This window comes from Gilliamella sp. CG22 (assembly GCF_046635725.1).
GTDB classification, from domain to species: domain Bacteria; phylum Pseudomonadota; class Gammaproteobacteria; order Enterobacterales; family Orbaceae; genus Gilliamella; species Gilliamella apicola_I.
Genome location: NZ_JBIDFK010000004.1, coordinates 200,965 through 221,010, shown reverse-complemented (window position 1 = coordinate 221,010; position 20,046 = coordinate 200,965). Strand labels below are relative to the sequence as shown.

General features: G+C 35.3%; 14 protein-coding genes and 1 tRNA gene. 13 read left to right on the top strand and 2 right to left on the bottom strand.

All coding sequences use genetic code 11. The annotated features are described in order from the left end of the window. The first annotated feature begins 10 nt into the window (after positions 1–10). The 12 genes from ACGH46_RS05615 (at position 11) to ACGH46_RS05560 (ending at position 15,529) form a co-directional block, all read left to right on the top strand. Positions 11–466 carry a DNA polymerase III subunit chi gene (locus tag ACGH46_RS05615; protein ID WP_267350779.1) on the top strand — a complete coding sequence of 152 codons (456 nt, stop codon included), beginning with the start codon at positions 11–13 and terminating at the stop codon, positions 464–466. A 144-nt stretch (positions 467–610) separates the two neighbouring features. After that, positions 611–3,469: a valine--tRNA ligase gene (locus ACGH46_RS05610; protein WP_411604659.1), complete on the top strand. Its 2,859-nt coding sequence runs from the start codon at positions 611–613 to the stop codon at positions 3,467–3,469. Between the two features lie 281 nt (positions 3,470–3,750). Next, positions 3,751–3,826, top strand: a tRNA-Lys gene (locus ACGH46_RS05605). A 201-nt stretch (positions 3,827–4,027) separates the two neighbouring features. Continuing rightward, positions 4,028–4,360, top strand: coding sequence for a DMT family transporter (locus ACGH46_RS05600; protein WP_065558273.1), 333 nt, complete (start codon positions 4,028–4,030; stop codon positions 4,358–4,360). A gap of 282 nt (positions 4,361–4,642) precedes the next feature. Further along, positions 4,643–5,362 carry an epoxyqueuosine reductase QueH gene (locus tag ACGH46_RS05595; protein ID WP_411604656.1) on the top strand — a complete coding sequence of 240 codons (720 nt, stop codon included), beginning with the start codon at positions 4,643–4,645 and terminating at the stop codon, positions 5,360–5,362. A gap of 255 nt (positions 5,363–5,617) precedes the next feature. Beyond that, entirely contained in the window at positions 5,618–9,892 is a 4,275-nt protein-coding gene (locus ACGH46_RS05590) for an acyl-CoA dehydratase activase-related protein (protein ID WP_411604653.1), read from the top strand. Positions 9,893–9,959: 67 nt separating this feature from the next. Continuing rightward, positions 9,960–10,568: a CDP-alcohol phosphatidyltransferase family protein gene (locus ACGH46_RS05585; protein ID WP_267359900.1), complete on the top strand. Its 609-nt coding sequence runs from the start codon at positions 9,960–9,962 to the stop codon at positions 10,566–10,568. 13 nt (positions 10,569–10,581) lie between these two features. Next, positions 10,582–12,333 (top strand): bifunctional alpha/beta hydrolase/class I SAM-dependent methyltransferase, encoded by a 1,752-nt coding sequence (locus tag ACGH46_RS05580; protein WP_411604650.1) that lies wholly within the window; start codon positions 10,582–10,584, stop codon positions 12,331–12,333. Positions 12,334–12,345: 12 nt separating this feature from the next. Further along, on the top strand, positions 12,346–13,662 hold the full coding sequence (locus ACGH46_RS05575) for a phosphatase PAP2/dual specificity phosphatase family protein (protein WP_411604647.1): 1,317 nt from the start codon (positions 12,346–12,348) through the stop codon (positions 13,660–13,662). Next, positions 13,649–14,134, top strand: coding sequence for a hypothetical protein (locus ACGH46_RS05570; RefSeq protein WP_411604645.1), 486 nt, complete (start codon positions 13,649–13,651; stop codon positions 14,132–14,134). Before ACGH46_RS05575 ends, ACGH46_RS05570 begins: the two co-directional genes overlap by 14 nt. Positions 14,135–14,190: 56 nt before the next feature. Then, the gene (locus ACGH46_RS05565; RefSeq protein WP_411604642.1) at positions 14,191–15,129 is read left to right on the top strand and encodes a phosphatidate cytidylyltransferase; all 939 of its coding nucleotides are present in this window, start codon (positions 14,191–14,193) and stop codon (positions 15,127–15,129) included. A 136-nt stretch (positions 15,130–15,265) separates the two neighbouring features. Next, positions 15,266–15,529, top strand: a complete 264-nt coding sequence (locus ACGH46_RS05560) for an HPr family phosphocarrier protein (RefSeq protein ID WP_065558280.1) — start codon at positions 15,266–15,268, stop codon at positions 15,527–15,529. 124 nt (positions 15,530–15,653) lie between these two features. On the opposite strand, the gene ACGH46_RS05555 is transcribed toward ACGH46_RS05560, so the two are convergent. Beyond that, complete coding sequence (locus ACGH46_RS05555; protein WP_411604639.1) at positions 15,654–17,015, bottom strand: APC family permease; 1,362 nt, start codon at positions 17,013–17,015, stop codon at positions 15,654–15,656. Positions 17,016–17,746: 731 nt separating this feature from the next. After that, positions 17,747–19,432, bottom strand: coding sequence for an amidohydrolase (locus ACGH46_RS05550; protein ID WP_411604637.1), 1,686 nt, complete (start codon positions 19,430–19,432; stop codon positions 17,747–17,749). A gap of 148 nt (positions 19,433–19,580) precedes the next feature. Here ACGH46_RS05550 and matP point away from each other — a divergent pair, with 148 nt between their 5' ends. After that, positions 19,581–20,045 carry a macrodomain Ter protein MatP gene (gene matP / locus ACGH46_RS05545; protein WP_220215114.1) on the top strand — a complete coding sequence of 155 codons (465 nt, stop codon included), beginning with the start codon at positions 19,581–19,583 and terminating at the stop codon, positions 20,043–20,045. The last annotated feature ends 1 nt before the right edge of the window (position 20,046 follow it).

The following is a 20,046-nucleotide window of genomic DNA, read 5'->3' as shown; positions in this document are numbered from 1 at the left end:
TACTATTTTTATGAAAAAAGTGATTTTCTATCTGTTAGAAAACCAAACAGAAGCAAGCGAAACAGGCATATTGTTTTATGAAAAACTCGCTTGCCAAAAAATTGTCGAGGCATGGCAAGCAAAACAAAGAGTGTTGGTTGCTTGCCAAGATCAAGTTCAAGCTGAACGTATCGATGAATACCTTTGGCAACTGGATACCGATAATTTTGTTCCTCATAATTTAGTCGGTGAAGGAATGAAAGGGGGATCACCTGTTGAAATCTGTTGGCCTCAAAAACGCAGCAGTGGTAATCGTCAATTATTGATTAATTTGCAGGAACAGTTCCCTGAATTTTCTGGATTATATCATGATATTATTGATTTTGTGCCTGTTGAGGAACGATTGAAATCACTTGCCAGAAATAGGTATAAAACGTATAAAGAAAGTGGTTTTAATCTGAAAACAATACCCATATTATGTACATAATGGCTAGTATTGCTATGCTTGGTCATTAAGTTTTCAAACAGTAAATTTAATACTTTATGATAGTATTAAGCCAATTTATTGTTTATCTATTTTATAGTAGAATAATTCCATTTTTATGCCTTGAATTAGGATTAATGCATTTATATGAAAAATTCGACTTATAATCCACAAGAAATCGAACAGCCCATTTACCAACATTGGGAACAGAGCGGTTATTTTAAACCCAACGGTGACAAATCCCAGCCTAGCTATTGCATAGCGATTCCACCACCTAATGTGACAGGTAGTTTACATATGGGACATGCGTTCCAACAAACGATTATGGATGCGTTGATTCGGTATCATCGTATGCAAGGTCATAACACATTATGGCAATCTGGTACTGACCATGCCGGTATTGCAACGCAAATGGTGGTAGAGCGTAAAATCGCAGCCGAAGAAAGTAAAACCCGTCATGATTATGGTCGTGAAGCTTTTATTGAAAAAATTTGGCAATGGAAAGCCGAATCAGGGGGAAGCATTACTAAGCAAATGCGTCGTTTAGGTGATTCGGTTGATTGGGATCGTGAGCGTTTTACCATGGATGAAGGTTTATCTAATGCCGTTAAAGAGGTATTTGTAAGGCTTTATCAAGAGGATTTAATTTATCGTGGTAAACGTTTAGTAAACTGGGATCCGAAGTTACGTACAGCTATTTCTGATTTAGAAGTTGAAAATCGTGAAGTAAAAGGGTCTATGTGGCATTTGCGTTATCCCTTAGCTGACGGCGCAAAAACTGCTGATGGCAAAGACTATTTAGTGGTTGCAACTACTCGCCCCGAAACGCTATTTGGGGATACCGGTGTGGCTGTTAATCCTGAAGATCCGCGTTACAAAGATTTAATTGGTCACTATGTGATTTTGCCTTTTGTTAACCGTCGTATTCCGATTGTTGGCGATGAACATGCTGATATGACCAAAGGTACCGGTTGTGTAAAAATTACACCTGCGCATGATTTCAATGACTACGAAGTCGGTCGTCGACATCAATTACCGATGATCAACATTTTTACATTTGACGGTGATATTCGTGCACAAGCTGAAGTTTTTGATACCAATGGTGAAGCAAGCGATATTTATTCAACTGATATTCCGTCTGAGTTCCAAAATTTAGAGCGTTTTGCAGCACGCAAAGCGGTCATTGCTGCATGTGAAGCTCAAGCTATTTTAGAAAAAATCGAACCGCATGATTTAACCATTCCTTATGGTGATCGTGGTGGAGTAGTGATCGAACCAATGTTAACTGACCAATGGTATGTTCGAGCTAAAGTGTTAGCTGAGCCAGCTATTGATGCGGTGAAAAATGGCGATATTCAATTTGTACCAAAACAGTACGAAAACATGTACTTTTCTTGGATGAATGATATTCAAGATTGGTGTATTTCACGTCAATTATGGTGGGGACATCGTATTCCTGCTTGGTATGATGAGCAAGGTCGTGTTTATGTTGGACGAGATGAAGCTGAAGTTCGACGTGAAAATAATTTATCTGACGATATTATTTTATCTCAAGATGAAGATGTACTTGATACGTGGTTTTCATCTGCGCTTTGGACATTCTCAACATTAGGTTGGCCAGAAAATACGGATGATTTAGCAACTTTTCATCCAACGAATGTTTTAGTTACAGGCTTTGATATCATCTTCTTCTGGGTAGCTAGAATGATCATGATGACCATGCACTTTATTAAAGATAAAGATGGCAAACCTCAAGTTCCGTTCAAAACAGTCTATGTGACAGGCTTGATTCGTGATGAAGAAGGGCAAAAAATGTCTAAATCTAAAGGAAATGTTATCGATCCTTTAGATATGATTGATGGGATATCACTTGCTGATTTACTCGAAAAACGTACTGGTAATATGATGCAACCTCAATTGGCTGAAAAAATAGCCAAACGTACGGAAAAACAGTTTCCAAACGGGATAGAAGCACATGGTACTGATGCATTACGCTTTACTTTAGCGGCGCTTGCATCAACTGGGCGAGATATCAATTGGGATTTAAAACGTTTAGAAGGTTATCGTAACTTCTGTAATAAACTTTGGAATGCTAGCCGTTATGTGCTAATGAACACCGAAGCACATGATTGTGGTTTCAAAGGTGGCGATCTGGCTTATTCATTAGCGGATAAATGGATACTAGCTGAATTTAACCAAACCGTAAAATCTTATCGTGAAGCTTTTGATACTTATCGATTTGATTTAGCTGCTAATATTTTATATGAATTTACATGGAATCAGTTCTGTGACTGGTATTTAGAATTGACTAAATCAGTATTAGCCAATGGTGGACAATCCGAACAACGTGCTGCCCGTCATACCTTAGTCACCGTTCTTGAGGCATTATTACGACTTGCACATCCAATTATTCCTTTTATTACAGAAGTGATTTGGCAAAGTGTTAAACCTTTAATGGAGATTAAAGCCGATACCATTATGTTACAGCCGATGCCTGCATTTGACAGCAAGCATACTGATGACCAAGCCGTTGCGGATATTAACTGGATTAAAGATGTGGTTATTGCTGTTCGTAATATTCGTGCTGAGATGAATATTGCACCAAGTAAACCATTGCAACTATTGATTCGTAAAGCTTCGCCTACAGTTCATCGAATCATCAGTGATAATATCAATTTCATTGAATCGTTAGCCAGATTATCCGAAATTGTCTTATTAGATGAAGGTGAAACGGGGCCATTGTCAGTAACTAAATTGGTGGATGGCGCTGAGCTATTAATGCCAATGGCTGGCTTAATTAATAAAGACGATGAATTAGCGCGTCTTGAAAAAGAGATAGCCCGTATTGACGGTGAAATAGCCCGTATTGCCGGTAAATTATCGAATGCCAGTTTTGTAGATAAAGCACCGGCAGCAGTCGTTGCCAAAGAGAAAGAAAAACAACAAGGCTATATTGATGATAAAACCAAATTGCAAGAACAATATCTTGCGATTAAAAATTTATAGTCTTGCCAATAAAATCTCTCGCTAATTTAGCGAGAGATTTTTTTACCTTGCTCCATTATTGCTTATCGATGATACCTGAAATTGTATATTAACTGACCGCTATTAGGGTTGATAAAGTACCACCATTATAAAATGATACATGTTATATTTGTAATTAGACCATGTGGGCGTTAAGGTAAGAAATGATATATTAAGATTAATATCAATGTTTTACAAAAAAAATTGGTGTTGCTAATTTGCTTTTGAATTAAGTTTACTATATACTTCGAAAATACTTTTATGGGTTGTTAGCTCAGTCGGTAGAGCAGTTGACTCTTAATCAATTGGTCGCGGGTTCGATCCCCTCACAACCCACCATTTTAATATTCCTTTTTCATAATTTTCTAGCTTTGATAGCTTTCAAGTTTACCTGTTTGTTCAAATTAGCATGATGAAATGAAACCATAATTAAGCTTTAATATTATTGATTAAGGTTGTGATAGGTTAATAAAACATCAAAAAGTTAAGGTTTTAAACTTAACCAATAAATTTGTTTTTCAAATGACTATAGGTATTATTATGAATGCATATCTTTATCTTTTTTTCGCTATTATTTGTGAAGTTATCGCTACATCTTCATTAAAATTATCGAATGGGTTTACCCATCTTATTTATTCTATTATTACAATTGTTGGCTATAGCGCATCATTTTATATTCTTTCCTTAGCATTAAAAACCATTCCCGTAGGTATTGCTTATGCGATTTGGTCAGGAATTGGTATTGTGCTTATTAGTTTGATTGCTTGGATCTTCATGAAACAAACTTTGGACTTAGCGGCTGTAATCGGTATGGGATTTATCATGTTTGGGGTAATTATTATAAACTTATTTTCTAAAGTGTCAGGGCACTAATATTATTAATGTCGATTTTGAGATGAATAATTAATCAGTATAACAGTTTGTTTTAATTAAGTTAATCAATAAACAAGGTTAGATGATTGAATAAACTTCAGGTTTAATGGCTATTGAGTAAAAGCACGCTATTGACGTCATAATTAGATTGTCAAAAAGTTTTAGTTATTACCTTTGTTTCAGTATAAAAAATTACATGCTAAGCTTGAATGGTTGCGTTTATCGCTATATCATAGCGCAGCTTAAAAAGACTTTAATCATCAAAATTATAAACGAGTCATCATGTTAATTAATGCTAAAAATATACTGGAAAAATTAAATCCTCATAACAAAATCAATTACGATTCTGTTTTACAAGAAGTCATCGCAGATTGGCAGCACGAAGCAGTTCGCCCTAAATTATTGATTCATAGTTGCTGTGCACCATGTAGTACCTATGTTTTAGAGTATTTGGCGCAGTATGCTGATATTACTATCTATTTTGCCAATTCGAATATTCATCCAAGAGTTGAATATGAACATCGTAGTCTGGTCCAACAAAAATTCATCAACGATTTTAACCTGAAAACAGGGCATCATGTCCAGTTTTTAGAAGCACCTTACCAACCGGCAGAGTTTGTTAAACAAGTTGGGCATTTGCGTGATGAGCCCGAAGGAGGAGAGCGTTGTCATCTCTGCTATAAAATGCGGTTAGATTTGGCAGCGATTAAAGCGCAAGAATTGGGATACGATTATTTTGCGAGTGCATTGACGTTAAGTCCTAAAAAAAATAGCCAGAAAATCAATCAACTGGGTTTTGAAATTCAAGAAATTTTTTCGGTGAATTATCTACCTTCCGATTTTAAAAAAAATAATGGTTATAAACGTTCTATCGAGCTTTGCAAAGAATATGATGTCTATCGACAATGTTATTGTGGTTGTATTTTTGCTGCTAAAGCGCAAGGCGTCGATTTAAAAAATGTTATCGCGATCGCCAAGCAGGGATTAGAAAAGATGAGTTAATACATATTATTATCCTCATAAAAGATGCAAAAAAATAGTTAGTTCACCCTATTAAAAATGGTTTTAACTAACTATTTTCTCTGATAGAAATTAATTTAATAGGATTTTAAAAACGCAACTTTATAACAAGATATTTTTTAACCAAATTGATTAAAAAAAGTAAGATTCGGCTATAATTATTACATATAAAAAATAAAGCGATATTGATTATATCGATTAAAAAGTAATGGATGCTTTGGGGATTATGTGCTGCTTATGTCAAAATTATTTAAATTTGGTTTAGATGTGGGTTCCACAACAGCGAAATGTGTTGTACTTGATGAGTTTGACAATTTTGTTTATACCAATTACATTCGTCATAATACACATATTGTGGCGACAGTCCTCGATTTACTTAATGAAATTAAACAGAAGTTTGGTAATAATATTTGTCTATCCGTCAAGGTAACGGGTTCGGCTGGTATGGGAATATCTGAAAAAGCCGATATTCCTTTTATCCAAGAAGTGGTGGCGGCATCGGAAGTTGTGCAGCGCAACTATCCCGAAGTCAGAACCTTAATTGATATTGGCGGTGAAGATAGTAAGATGATTTTCTTCTTTCCCGATCGCCCGCCCGATATTCGAATGAACGGTAGCTGTGCAGGTGGGACAGGGGCATTTATCGATCAAATGGCAACCTTATTAAACACGCCTGTTCAACAATTTGATCAACTCGCTCAACATCATGACAAAATCTTTCCGATTGCTTCTCGTTGTGGCGTTTTTGCCAAAACCGATGTCCAAAATCTCATTAGTCGTAATGTCTCAAAAGAAAATATCGCCTATTCTGTTTTACATGCTGTTTGTATTCAACTCGTTAATACCTTAGCACGTGGTTATGATATCGTTCCTAAAGTGATGTTAATTGGTGGGCCATTTTCCTTTATTCCAACCTTAGGTAAAGCAGCGCTTAATACGTTGAAATTAGGTGAAGATCAGCTAGTTGAAACGCCTTATCCAACATTGTTGTCTGCTTGGGGGGCGGCAATTCATCCGATTGAACGTGCTGAACTTTCAATTAATAGTTTTATCGAGAAATTAAATGCTTCAACAAAAATTGCAGTGAATCAATCTTTTCGATTATCTCCTCTTTTTAATGAAACCTTATCATTTGATGACTGGAAAAAAAGACGGAAATATATCGATATTCCTCGATTAAATATCGCAGATTATAAAAAGCAAAATGCTTTTTTGGGCATAGATAGTGGTTCAACGACAACCAAAATTACGTTAATTAGTGAAGATGATGAACTACTGTTTACTTATTATGCCCCCAATAACGGTCATTCAATTAGTGCACTGATTAAAGGATTATCTCAATTAAAAAAAGAAATTGAGACATCCAATAAAGATATTGTGATTTTGCGTACGGGTGTCACCGGTTATGGCGAAGAGTTATTAAAAGCCGCATTTGGTATTGATGATGGTTTAGTTGAAACGATGGCGCATTTTGCCGCAGCAAAGCATATTGATCCAGATGTCAGTTTTATCATGGATATCGGTGGTCAAGATATGAAAGCCATTTTTATTGCCAATGGTGTGGTTAATCATATCGAACTTAATGAAGCTTGTTCATCAGGGTGTGGTTCCTTCATTGAAACTTTTGCTAAATCATTAAACTCAAATACCATTGATTTTGCCGATGCGGCCTGTCAATCAACTCATCCCTGTGATTTAGGTACACGCTGTACTGTGTTTATGAACTCTAAAGTTAAACAAGCCCTACGCGAAAATGCCACCATGGGGGATATTTCGGCTGGACTTGCGTTTTCAGTGATTAAAAATGCAATTCATAAAGTGCTTAAACTGCACGATATGCGTAAATTAGGTAATAATATCGTCGTGCAAGGTGGAACTTTTAAGAATCCTGCTGTTTTTCGAGCCTTAGAACAATTAACCGGTGCGCAAATCACCAGCTCAAATATCCCTGAATTAATGGGCGCCTATGGCTCGGCTTTAGTGGCAAAAAATCATTTTGTTGAAAATAATACACCTTCACAATTTATTGGGCTGGATAACTTAGCAAAAGCTGAAGATAACAAAGCGAAACCTTCTCGTTGTAAGGGGTGCGAAAATAATTGTGATATTATGATCTACCGTTTTGCCAATGGACAAAAATATTATTCCGGTAATAAATGTGAACGTTTCTTAAGTAATAATCAATATAAAGATAATCATGCTTTTAACATGTTTGATTATAAAAACGCGCTCTTGTTTGATCGAATCACTGTCGAAAATCCTCAGGCAAAAATTAATATAGGCATACCTCGTGTTCTTGGACAGTATGAAAATTTTCCTTTTTGGCATACTTTATTGACTCAAAGCGGTATCAACGTAATACTTTCACCTTATTCGACCCATAAAATTTATGAACAAGGAGCAGGTACAGTGATGTCTGATAGTATCTGTTTTCCTGCTAAATTAGTACATGGGCATATTATGGAATTAGTTGGTCAAAAAGTGGATCGTATTTTTATGCCTATGGTCGTATTTGAATCATCCCAGTTTGATAATGCAGTAAATAGTTATAATTGTCCTATTGTGAGTAGTTATGCAGAAGTCATACATAGTGCTATCAATCCAGAATTAAAATATGGTATTCCGATTGATTATCCTGTGATGAATTTCACGGATGTGAAGTTACTCAAAAAAAGTTGTGTTCAATATTTACGGTCATTAGGTATAGCGAAAAAAGTCATTGATAACGCCTTTTCGGCAGCATTAATGGCACAGTCCCAGTTTAAACAGAATCTTTACAACAAAGCGATTGAAGTATTAGATAATGCCAAACAAACAGGGCGATATGTATTTATTTTAGCAGGACGGCCTTATCATAGTGATAGCTTAATAAACCATAAAACACCTGAAATCTTAAATGCGCTTGGTTGTGATGTGATTACTGAAGATTCTGTATTAGGTGGCATTAGCCAGTTATCGCCAGAACTTCAAATTTGTTCACAATGGAGCTACCCGAATCGTTTATATGCTGCCGCTTCATTCGTTGCAGAGCAACCCAATAATATCCAATTTGTTCAACTTAATTCATTTGGTTGCGGGCCTGATGCTATTGTTACCGATGAGTGTAAAGCAATTTTAGAATCAAAAGGTAAAACCGGTACGATAATTCGTGTTGACGAAATTACCGCAACGGGTTCTGTCAGATTACGTTTACGTTCCATTATTGAATCGATACGAATGAATCATCAGCAACCGTTAAAAACAGATGAACGTAAAAAAACGGCTATTTTTAGCAAGCAAGATAAGCAACGTCGAACCATTTTAGCACCGTTTATCTCCGATTTTTATTCTCCGCTTTTAACGCCAATTTTTGCGTTATCGGGTTATAAACTGGAAACATTACCTAAACCAGATAAGCGTTCAGTCGAATGGGGATTAAAATACTGCAATAACGAAATCTGTTATCCAGCAACAATTATTGTTGGGGATATTATTAAAGCATTGCGTTCAGGTAAATATGACCGTAATGATGTGGCAATAGGGATAACTCAAACGGGTGGACAATGTCGAGCGAGTAGTTATTTATCGTTGATCAAAAAAGCGATGATCAGTAATGGTTTTGAAAATATTCCCATAATTTCACTTAGTACTGGAAATATTAATGAAATAGAACAACCTGGCTTTAAGCTAAATTGGTTTAAAACATTACCGATAACTTTTTTTGCGATGCTTTTTGCTGATTCACTATCAAAAATGTATTACGCCATTGCGCCAAGAGCGAAAGTTAAACAACAAGCTGATCAGCTTAAAGCGCTTTATATGCATAAATTGCAACAACTTATTCAACAAAAGCAAGGTAAAAAGGCCATCTTCGAACTATTAACGCAAGCCGTTGTACACTTTAATCAAATTGAAACACACCATAAAGATTGTCCACAAATCGGTATAGTGGGCGAAATTTACGTTAAATATAATAGTTTTGGTAATCAACACAGTATTGAATGGCTAGTCGAGCAGGGTATTGAACCGGTTATTCCACCAATGATTGAGTTTTTTGCGCAATGTTTTGTTAATTATGATAGTAATGTCAATAATTATCTCTCATCAAAGAGTTATATCTCTTATCTAATATCCTTTTTTGAAAAGATTGCACATCGGTATATTGATAAAACAAATAAAATTTTGTCCCAATTTAAGTATTATCAACCTTTCCATAATATTCGCGATATGTCTAAAAAGGCTGAAGAAATCTTAAATCTGGCGAATCAATATGGTGAAGGTTGGTTGATTCCTGCTGGCATTATGACATTTGCTGAACAGGGAATTAACAATGTGATTAGCCTGCAACCGTTTGGATGTATTGCGAACCATGTTGTATCTAAAGGTGTTGAAAAACGAATGCGAGATCTTAACCCAAAACTCAACTTACTCTATTTAGACTTTGATGATGGTGCAGGTGAAGTTAATGTGCTTAATCGTTTGCATTTTATGGTAAGTTCATTAAAGTATACCCAGTTACAACGGATTGTTTAAATGTTAAAGTACATGACGATTCAGTGTAAATCATAGTTAAAAAAAGTAATTTATAAAAGGATTGTTTGTGTTATCAATTTATCAATTAAAATCACGATTTCAATCGTTACTTCGTCCCTGCGTTGAGAAATTCTATAGTGTGAACATTACCGCTAATCAGGTCACCTTATTCGCTTGTATGGGCTCTATTTTTATCGCCTTGATTGTGAGTTATTTTATTGAATATCTTTGGCTATTTTTCTTAATTCCAGTATGGATGTTTATTCGAATGGCGCTCAATGCCATTGATGGCATGTTAGCACGAGAGTATCATCAAAAATCTAATTTAGGCGCATATCTAAATGAAATAACGGATGTTATTTCCGATTGTGCGCTATTATTAGTATTTATTCAGGTGCCAAGTGTCAATACTGGTTTAGTGATATTGATTGTGTTACTGTCTTTTTTAACTGAATATAGTGGTGTTTTAGGGTTACTAATTGGTGCATCCAGACGGTATGACGGTCCAATGGGAAAAAGCGATAGAGCTTTTATTTTTAGCTTAATCAGTTTAGGTATTGCTACCGGTTTGTTACCATTGAATTGGATAAATGCGTTATTAGGGATAATTATTTTTTTACTCATATGGACGACTGTGAATCGAATTCGAAAAGGTTTGCAAGAAGCTAAAATTTAACAAGGAGTTGTCGATGCGTCAACAGCAACAAAAAACATTCACAAGCCATGATGGTTGCCAAATATTTTATCGCTACTGGCCTGCAATAGATGCCGATATTCAACCTAATCAAGCGATTGTGCTTTTTCATCGAGGACATGAACATTCTGGTCGAATAGCGCATCTTGCCGACGAACTTGAATTACCTAATTTTCAAATTTTCGCATGGGATGCTCGAGGTAATGGACAATCAGAAGGTGAACGAGGCGATGCCCCCAATTTTGCCACGTTGATCAAGGATGCGAATGCTTTTATTGAACACATTACCCAAGAATATAGTTTAAGACAACAAGATATTGCAATAATTGCACAAAGTGTGGGTGCCGTCATTGCAAGTGCATGGGTACATGACTATACCCCTAATATTCGAGCCTTAGTACTAGGAGCGCCTGCTTTTCGTGTAAAACTTTATGTTCCTTTGGCAGTGTCTGGTTTAAAATTATTATATAATCTGAAAGGTAATTTTTTTGTTAATAGTTACGTTAAATCTGGATTATTGACTCATGACAAACAACGAGCAGAATCATTTAATCAAGATCCATTAATCACTCGACCAATTTCAGTCAGATTGCTACTTGATTTATATTCTGTAGCTGATCGTATTGTTAAAGATGCTAATGCAATAACAGTGCCGACTCAAATACTTGTTTCTGGTTCTGATTTTGTTGTCAGACGCAAACCTCAGAAACAGTTTTATGAAAATTTAGGTACCACTCAAAAAGAATTTCATATTTTGCCTAATTTTTATCATGACACGTTTGGTGAACAAGAACGCCATATCGCTATTGAAAAAGCAAGGCGTTTTATTATAGGGTGCTTTGCAAATCAACCGAATATTCCTTCTTTGGTTAACGCAGACCTTGTTGGTTATACTAAGCAAGAAGCCGATAATTTATCATTGCCTGTGAAGGGAATAGTTAAACCTCTTTACTGGAAATTCATCAAAGCTAATTTAAAATATGCCAGTAAAATTTCTGATGGTATCAAACTTGGAGTTGAAACTGGGTTCGACTCAGGTAGTACATTGGATTATGTTTATCGTAATCAACCTTCAGGAAGTTCAAAATTAGGTCAGTTTTTTGACTATATTTATTTGCAATCAATGGGTTGGCGAGGAATTCGGCAACGTAAAATACATCTTGAAGAATTATTAAAATTAGCCATATCGCAATTACAAAAACACGATAATATCGTCAATATTGTTGATATAGCAGCAGGCCATGGACGTTATATTCTTGAGACAATTAATCAGTTAGCCAAGAAACCTGATTCAGTACTGCTTAGAGATTATAGCGATATTAATATTCGTGATGGTCAAAATTTGATTAATGAATTAGGCTTAAGTCACCTTGTACAGTTTGAAAAGGGCGATGCTTTTAACAGACAGCAGTTAGCTGACCTATCGCCTAAACCAACATTAGCTGTCGTTTCTGGTTTGTATGAATTGTTTAGTGATAACTCATTATTACGTGAATCTTTATCGGGTTTAGCGGATGCTATCCCCAAAGGTGGATATTTAATTTATACCAATCAACCTTGGCATCCTCAACTTGAGTTTATTGCCCGAGCATTAACTTCACATCGTGATGGGCAACCATGGATAATGCGCAGACGGACACAACTTGAAATGGATCAACTTGTCATGGCAGCAGGCTTTCGAAAAGTCACAATGCGTATTGATCAGTGGGGGATTTTTACGGTGTCATTAGCTCAGCGCATTGATTAATTAATTAACGTTATGATGAAGCAGGGTTCTATTCAATTAAACATTAACAAATGTTTATGGCTTATCGGGTTAACGGTATTTTTCTTTGCTAGTTACAATTTTAGCAATGCATTCACAGCTGAACGTAATGATGTCAGTAGCATTGTTTTTGATTGGGAAACGCTCATACCACTTTGGTCATGGACGATTGTGCCCTATTGGTCGATAGATTTAATGTATGGACTTGCTATATTACTAGCAAAATCGAATCAGTCATTAAAAATACTTTGCTTTAGATTATTAACCGCACAAATTATTTGTGTCTGTTGTTTTCTTCTTTTCCCACTTAAATTCAGTTTTGATCGTCCAGCTATGGACGGATTTTTTGGTTTACTTTTTGATTTTCTTATGGGATTTGATAAACCTTTTAATCAAGCCCCATCATTACATATCACATTACTTATTATTTTATGGCAGTTCTATGCTAATTATTTTCAGACTTTTTTCCGTAATATTTTGCATATTTGGTGTTTGTTAATTGCGCTATCGGTATTAACAACCTGGCAACATCATTTTTTTGATATCCCAACTGGTGTATGGGTGGGGTGTTTATGCATATGGTTATGGCCTAATGATGGTATATTTACCCTAAAATTAGCGTTTTTATCAAAACAGTACCGTTGGGCTTTTATTTATTGTTGTTTAACTCTGTTAACCATGAGTTTGGCCATTTATATGAGGGGTTGGGGACTTTGGTTATTTTGGCTTTCTGGAGCATTTTTGTTGGTCGCGCTTAATTATTTCTTGATAGGTGCAAAAGGATTTCAAAAACAATCTAACGGGCATTTTTCACTCGTCGTTATTATATTATATTTGCCTTATTTTATCATTATGTGGATCAATTCACGTTTATGGACGTTTAAGCACCAACCAAACAATTTCATTGAGGATAACGTTTATTTAGGTAGAATTCCTTCAACCTACTATCTGAAACACAATCAATTTACAACTATTGTTGATTTATGTGCAGAACTGCCGATAGGTCAATTTAAAGGTAATTATATGCTAATGCCCATTTTGGATATGACACCGCTCACGCAAGCGCAATGTCAAATGACGGCTGAAATCATTGAACAATATCGACTCCAAGGTCGATTGTTAGTCTGCTGTGCATTAGGTTATTCAAGAAGTGCGACAGCAGTTATCGCGTGGTTGTTGTGGACTAATCGAGCCAAGAATGTTGATGATGCGATAGCTAAGGTAAGAACATGTCGGCGTAATATTGTTATTTCAACTAGACAACGGTTAATATTAATAGAATGGAGCAGAAATCTACATGCTGAAATCTGATCATAATAGAAAACAGTTTCAGACCAATCAAACTGAAATTGTGACATTGTGTAGTTTACTTTCTTTAAGTAAGCAAATTAATATTTTTTCTGGGTTATTAACAATTTCTGCGTTGGTCATTGGCTTTATTTATCTGGCAATTAATGATTCAAATCTGATAAGTTTAATCTGTTTTTTTGTTTTTATTTTTGGCTTAATAAGTCAATATTATGCACTTAGGACTAATTTCGATATCAAACTTTTTGAATATTCGACGCCATATATTCAGGAACCCTCAATAGTGTTGAAAGAGTTAGATCATGCGCTTGTAAAATTAGGTTTAATTAAATCTGATTTTTCTAAATCTCGAACAATGTATGAGCGCGAAAAAGGGACATTACGACTTTTCAAAATTCAAATAGTGACAGTGATGATCCAACTTTTACTCTTTATAGGTGGATTTGCCAGTCGTATTATTTATAATTTATTGTAAAATGATTTCAACATTCATTTTTAAAGTATTAAAAAATCAGCAATTTGAGGAAATAGATGTCTAACTATCAATACCATACTTTATTGTTATTTTTGGGCGTTACTCTATTTTTAATCGTTGCGTCGTTAATTGGTCTCACGTTAAAATATCGAATTCGATCCCCTAATCGCGTTATTGATAATTTAAATACTCGCATTAATGCGTGGTGGGTCATGGTGGCAATTTTAGGTACTGCTTTTTTGATCGGAAAATTAGCCGTCATTTTTTTATTTTTCGTGGTATCGGGTTTAGCATTACGCGAGTTTCTTAATCTGACCAGTATTAGCCGATATGATTATTACGTTTTAATATTTGCTTTCGGAATAGCGTTGCCGGCGCAATATATTTTAGTCGCTGTTTCATGGTATGGTCTATTTAGCATATTCATTCCAGTATACGGTTTTTTAATTCTTTCTATTTTAGCCACAGTGACCGGATCCTCATTTAAATTCTTAGACAGAACGGCCGAAGTACAATGGGGATTAGTCATCACCGTATATAATATCTCTTGTGTACCTGCCTTATTGTCACTCCAAATTGATAACTATCACGACCGAAATTTATTACTTATTGCTTTTTTGGTGTTAGTTGTTCAAATGTCAGATGTTTTGCAGTATGTCTTTGGTAAATTATTTGGTAAACATAAAATTAGCCCAAATCTCTCACCATCCAAAACAGTGGAAGGATTTATTGGTGGCATAATTACAGCCAGTTTTATTGGTAGTTGTCTGTTTTGGATTACGCCATTTAGTCTTATTCAAGCTGGTTTAATTTCACTCATGATCACCTTGCTAGGATTTTTTGGCGGATTAGTTATGTCTGCCATAAAGCGTGATAGGGGGGTAAAAGATTGGGGTAACCTAATTGGCGGACATGGTGGTGTACTTGATCGTTTCGATTCAATCTGTTTTGCAGCGCCTGTTTTTTTTCATGTAGTTAGATATTATTGGGCATAAAATAGTATTAAGTTTAAATTAATAAAAAGCTTTGTATAAATTATAAAAATTTATATCTAAAAATGAGCAAAACAGATTATTTTATGATATAAATACTAGGTATTGTATTAACTTAAGATAGAAAGAAGGACTTAGTATGTTAAAAGAGCAAATGGTAGTAAAAAATTCAACCGGTCTTCATGCGCGCCCAGTAACGGCATTAGTTAAATTAGCCGGTCGCTATAAATCATCAATTGAGCTTGTTTATAACGACAAAGCGATTAAACTAAAAAGTATGATGGGGTTGCTTGGAGCAGGTGTAAAAGGTGGTTCAACTGTTGAAATCATCTGTGATGGAGAAGACGAGCAAGCTGCAATGGATGAAATCCGCGAATTATTTGCTACTGGTTTTGGTGAATAATTGACAAATCTTTATCAAAACAGAATGTTATAAACATATCTATTCCGTCGACTTAGGTCGACGGAATGGTTTTAAAAGGGCGAGAACTGAATACTTTTAAGTAGAACTATTTAATAAAATTAAGCTAATCTTTGATGATTGAATTTAATTCGTGTGGATCAATAGATGGCAATAATTTTGTAAAACCCTTAGTTAAATATATCAGATAGAAAAATCCAATAGCGAGCCAAATTAAACCAACTACCATAGCTGTCGCATCTAAACTAGTCCACAACCACAAAGAAAGTAAAACACCAATTGCCGGTAAAAGACCATATTTGATGATTAACGCGAATGTTTTGGTTTGACCTTCACCTAAATAGCTTTTAATTACACATAAATTGACAAAAGTAAATGCGACTAACGCCCCAAAGCTAATCATTGAAACGACCAATGTTAAACTTAACACCAACGATAATAATGAAAAACATGCTACAAATATTATAGATAAATAAGGTGTTCTGAAACGAGGGTGGATACGATAAAAGATCTGCTTTGGTAATACGCCTTCACGACCCATTGCATAGAAGATTCGTGAAACACTGGTTTGTGCAGTCATTGCAGAGGCAAACACACCTGTTAAATAAGCCGCTTGGAAGAAGTTATACATAAATTCTCCACCTAATCGGCTAATATCGCCCACACGACGAACAACTTCTAAACTTGCGGTATCTTTATTCTCTGCAAAATCAGTCCAATTTGGATAAGCTAAATGAGCACAATAAGAAACGACTAAAAAGATACATCCAGCAATAAGGACAGTCCAAATAATTGCTCTTGGTAGCGATTTTTGGGCATCATTCGATTCTTCAGCTAATGTCGCAATAGCATCAAACCCTAAAAAAGCCAAACATAATATTGCTGCGCCAGATAGTAATCCGCTAAAATCGCCAGCATTAACTGATAATGGTTTCATCATAGCATCAGGCGTTAAATTAACGTTTGTAAATGTCAAAAAGATAAATAAACCGATAAAAATCATTTGAATGATGATCAAAGTGAAATTAACCGAATTAATTAGTTTAATTCCCAAATAATTGAGTAAACTTACACCAATTAAAGATCCTAAAACAAATACGGGTGCAGGAATCGCTGGAAACGCTTCGTTTAAATAAATACCTAAAACCAAATAATTTAAAATTGGTAAAAAAAGGTAATCTAAAATTTGAGCCCAACCAACCAAAAAACCGACTTTTCCACCAAAAGTACGTTGTACATACGAATAGGCTGAACCAGCAATTGGTAGCTTATTGGCCATACGGCAATAGCTCAATGCTGTGAAAAAGATCATGGCAAGGGTAATGATGTAGGCTATAGGTAAGTGTCCATTACTTGTAACAGTGACTTCCCCATAAGTGGTAAAGATCCCCAAAGGAACCATATAAGCTAAACCAAATGCAATCAATGCAGGTGTGGTTAAAACTCGTTTCATTTTTATTGCGGACATGACTAACTTTGCTCCTCTGTCCCAAAAAACAATAAAAAACTACTAAGTATAGTTTTGCCTTTTTACCCGCTAAAAGCGGCAGGGAATTCTCCCATATTATTATAATTATGCAAGTTAATTTTTATTATATTGACATTAAATTATGCAAATTTTGAATTAGATCATTCAATATGAATTATTTCTAAACAAATCTTAATAAAAATAGGTTATTTAAACTCGTAGGCGTGACCTATATTTAGGTTCAGCGTTCTATTATAGATAAGCATAGAAGGATAAAAAATTGAAAAAGCCAAGGTAATTTGTTCATAAAATATATTGTATTTTAAATTGGAGAAAAAGAGATTATTGTGGATTTGATATAAAGTAGTGAAAAAAATATTTTTAGGAAAATTATTGTTTAAAGCTTTTCTATTAACAGTAATATTTTGGATGAATGTTTTAAAATGTAAGAAAATTTGAATAAAAAGTAATTTTGATTTTCCTTGTTACAGATATGCAACCAAAGCATTTACCATTATTCTTACTTTCAGTACTGATTGCTAATGTATATAGTAATTAAATTATTAAATCTAACAAGAAACTAATTATCCGTTCTAGGTGGGGAACAGCTTGCTTATCAGCTAACGTACCTATTATTCATATAAACGATAAAGACGCAATGACTAAACAAAAAAAAAGCCAACAGTTAGGTTGGCTCTATTTTTTAAACAATCTATCTAAAGCTATAGTTTTTACGAGTCTTGTTGATAAACTGTTTTACCACCAACAATAGTCGTTAACACTTTCACATTTTGCATATCGGTTGCTGGAATGGTAAATGGATTGCGATCTAAGATGATCAAATCAGCAAATTTACCTTTTTCAATTGAGCCAATATACTCATCTTGTTTTAGCACATAAGCAGCACCGATGGTTGCGCAACGTAAAACTTCAGACACGGTTAAATTACGGTCACTGTTTAAACGTGGGTGCTGTGCATCAATTTGTCGGGTCATGGCTATTTGAAAATCATACCATTCATTTAATGGATCAATTGGCCAATCGCTTCCAAAGGCGCAGTTGACGCCTGCATCGATATATTGCCCGTGGGCTTCTAAACCGTAATAGCGTTTTTCGCCAAATAGTGTTTGGTATTGTTTAACCATGGCGTCGCTACAGCCTGCCCATTGGAATGAAAACACTACACAAGCATTTAATTGCTTATACCTTGCATATTGATGCGCAGCACTAAGTTCATTGTGCGCTGTGCTAGGGCGGATATCAGCATCTGGTAATGCTTGGCGCATTTTTTCGATTGCATCAAGCACTACTTCAATGGCACCTTCACCAACAGTATGCATATGAGGATGAAAACCGGCACGAGAGGACTCTAAAATTAAAGCATTTAGCATCTCAGTTGAATAGTACAAATCACCATAACGATCTTTTTCATCTTCAAGCTGATAAGGTTGCAATAGTCTTGCTGTCATTAATGGTGCTTGCATTACCCCGTCAACAAACAGTTTAGTATGTGAAATTTTAATACCGGGCTTAGGTTGCCAATTTTTATCATCATAACGGTTTGCAAACTGTTTAACTTTTTCGAGTAATGCCGGAATAGCTTCAATGGATGTCACATCATCTGGCGGTAACTCTCGTGCACCAAATAACCGAATGGTAAGTTGATCTTGCTGTTGCAACTTCAAAAAGGCATCGGCTTGCGTTTCAGTTATCCGTGCGTCCATCACGGCTGTTACGCCTTGTTTGTTTAATTCTGCTTGTGCTAATTTAGCAATATGTGCGGCTTGTTCTTCCGTCAATTTTGATATGCTATCAAAAGCTCGCATAGCCGGTGCATCTTCTAAAATGCCATTAAGTTCACCGTCTTGTGTTCTGCCAATTTTTCCATCTGTCGGTTCGGGTGTGTTTCTATCCAAACCAAATTTTTGCAACGCAATACTATTAGCAACTAACGTATGACAATCGTTAGAAAAAAGGATTACCGGTCGCTGAGTATTGAGTTTATCCAGATCGAAGCGGGTAATATCGGTACCAATTGGTAAAACTTCTTGCCTTAACCAGCCTCGAACTTGTAGCCATTGTGTGCTATTATTCTGACTGTCTTTATCCAAGTGTTTTTGAATAATTGCTAAAGTATCCTCAACGGTTAAACTTTGATAATTCAAATTACATGATGTCAATTGCATGCCACCCCAAAAAGTATGAAGGTGTGAGTCGATTATCCCCGGCATCATCGTTTTACCATGAAGATCGTAAATTGCTGTATCATTATCAACATAGTGATGGCTATTTATTTCATCTGTGGAGCCTGTTGCTATTATGTAACCATTTTTGATTGCTATCGCTTCACAAACTGTATCTTTTTTATCTGCTGTATAAATATAGCCATTAATATAAATAACATCAGCTTTAACCATTATTTTTGATTCCTTAAATAAAGAACGATATAAAAGGTGAACGATACCAGATTTATAAAAAATTTGTCAAATGCAATAATTTTCTTTATTGTGTAAAACGATTATGCTACATATAATCTCTATAGTTACAGCGTCACAAGGTGAACAAATGAAATATCAACAACTCGAAAACCTTGAATGTGGTTGGAAGTGGCACTATTTAGTAAAAAAACATCTAGAGGGCGAGCCAATAACTCGCTATATTGAAAAAAGTGCTGCTCAACATGCCGTAAATGAATTATTACTGTTAGAACATAATCCAACAAGCGTTGTTGATTGGATAAAATCGCATTTGAATCCCGATTTAGATAATCGCATGAAGCAGACTATACGGGCAAAACGAAAACGACATTTTAACGCAGAACAACAATATACACGGAAGAAGTCCATCGATTTGGAATTTTTAGTTTGGCAACGCTTAGCGAATTTAGCTAAACGCCGTGGTTGTACGTTGTCACAAACCATTACGCAACTAATTGAAGATGCTGAGCAAAAAGAACAATATGCGACAAAAGTATCAACAATTAAAGATGATTTACTGTCACTTCTTGATGTAAAGCGTAACAGTAAATAAC

What these genes read in the sequence shown, in the direction of transcription:
- matP (WP_220215114.1), top strand. Translation starts at nt 19,581, where the DNA reads ATGAAATATCAACAACTCGAAAACCTTGAATGTGGTTGGAAGTGGCAC.
- ACGH46_RS05595 (WP_411604656.1), top strand. Translation starts at nt 4,643, where the DNA reads ATGTTAATTAATGCTAAAAATATACTGGAAAAATTAAATCCTCATAAC.
- ACGH46_RS05555 (WP_411604639.1), bottom strand. Translation starts at nt 17,015, where the DNA reads ATGTCCGCAATAAAAATGAAACGAGTTTTAACCACACCTGCATTGATT.
- ACGH46_RS05610 (WP_411604659.1), top strand. Translation starts at nt 611, where the DNA reads ATGAAAAATTCGACTTATAATCCACAAGAAATCGAACAGCCCATTTAC.
- ACGH46_RS05615 (WP_267350779.1), top strand. Translation starts at nt 11, where the DNA reads ATGAAAAAAGTGATTTTCTATCTGTTAGAAAACCAAACAGAAGCAAGC.
- ACGH46_RS05590 (WP_411604653.1), top strand. Translation starts at nt 5,618, where the DNA reads ATGTCAAAATTATTTAAATTTGGTTTAGATGTGGGTTCCACAACAGCG.
- ACGH46_RS05560 (WP_065558280.1), top strand. Translation starts at nt 15,266, where the DNA reads ATGTTAAAAGAGCAAATGGTAGTAAAAAATTCAACCGGTCTTCATGCG.
- ACGH46_RS05580 (WP_411604650.1), top strand. Translation starts at nt 10,582, where the DNA reads ATGCGTCAACAGCAACAAAAAACATTCACAAGCCATGATGGTTGCCAA.
- ACGH46_RS05550 (WP_411604637.1), bottom strand. Translation starts at nt 19,432, where the DNA reads ATGGTTAAAGCTGATGTTATTTATATTAATGGCTATATTTATACAGCA.
- ACGH46_RS05575 (WP_411604647.1), top strand. Translation starts at nt 12,346, where the DNA reads ATGATGAAGCAGGGTTCTATTCAATTAAACATTAACAAATGTTTATGG.
- ACGH46_RS05600 (WP_065558273.1), top strand. Translation starts at nt 4,028, where the DNA reads ATGAATGCATATCTTTATCTTTTTTTCGCTATTATTTGTGAAGTTATC.
- ACGH46_RS05570 (WP_411604645.1), top strand. Translation starts at nt 13,649, where the DNA reads ATGCTGAAATCTGATCATAATAGAAAACAGTTTCAGACCAATCAAACT.
- ACGH46_RS05565 (WP_411604642.1), top strand. Translation starts at nt 14,191, where the DNA reads ATGTCTAACTATCAATACCATACTTTATTGTTATTTTTGGGCGTTACT.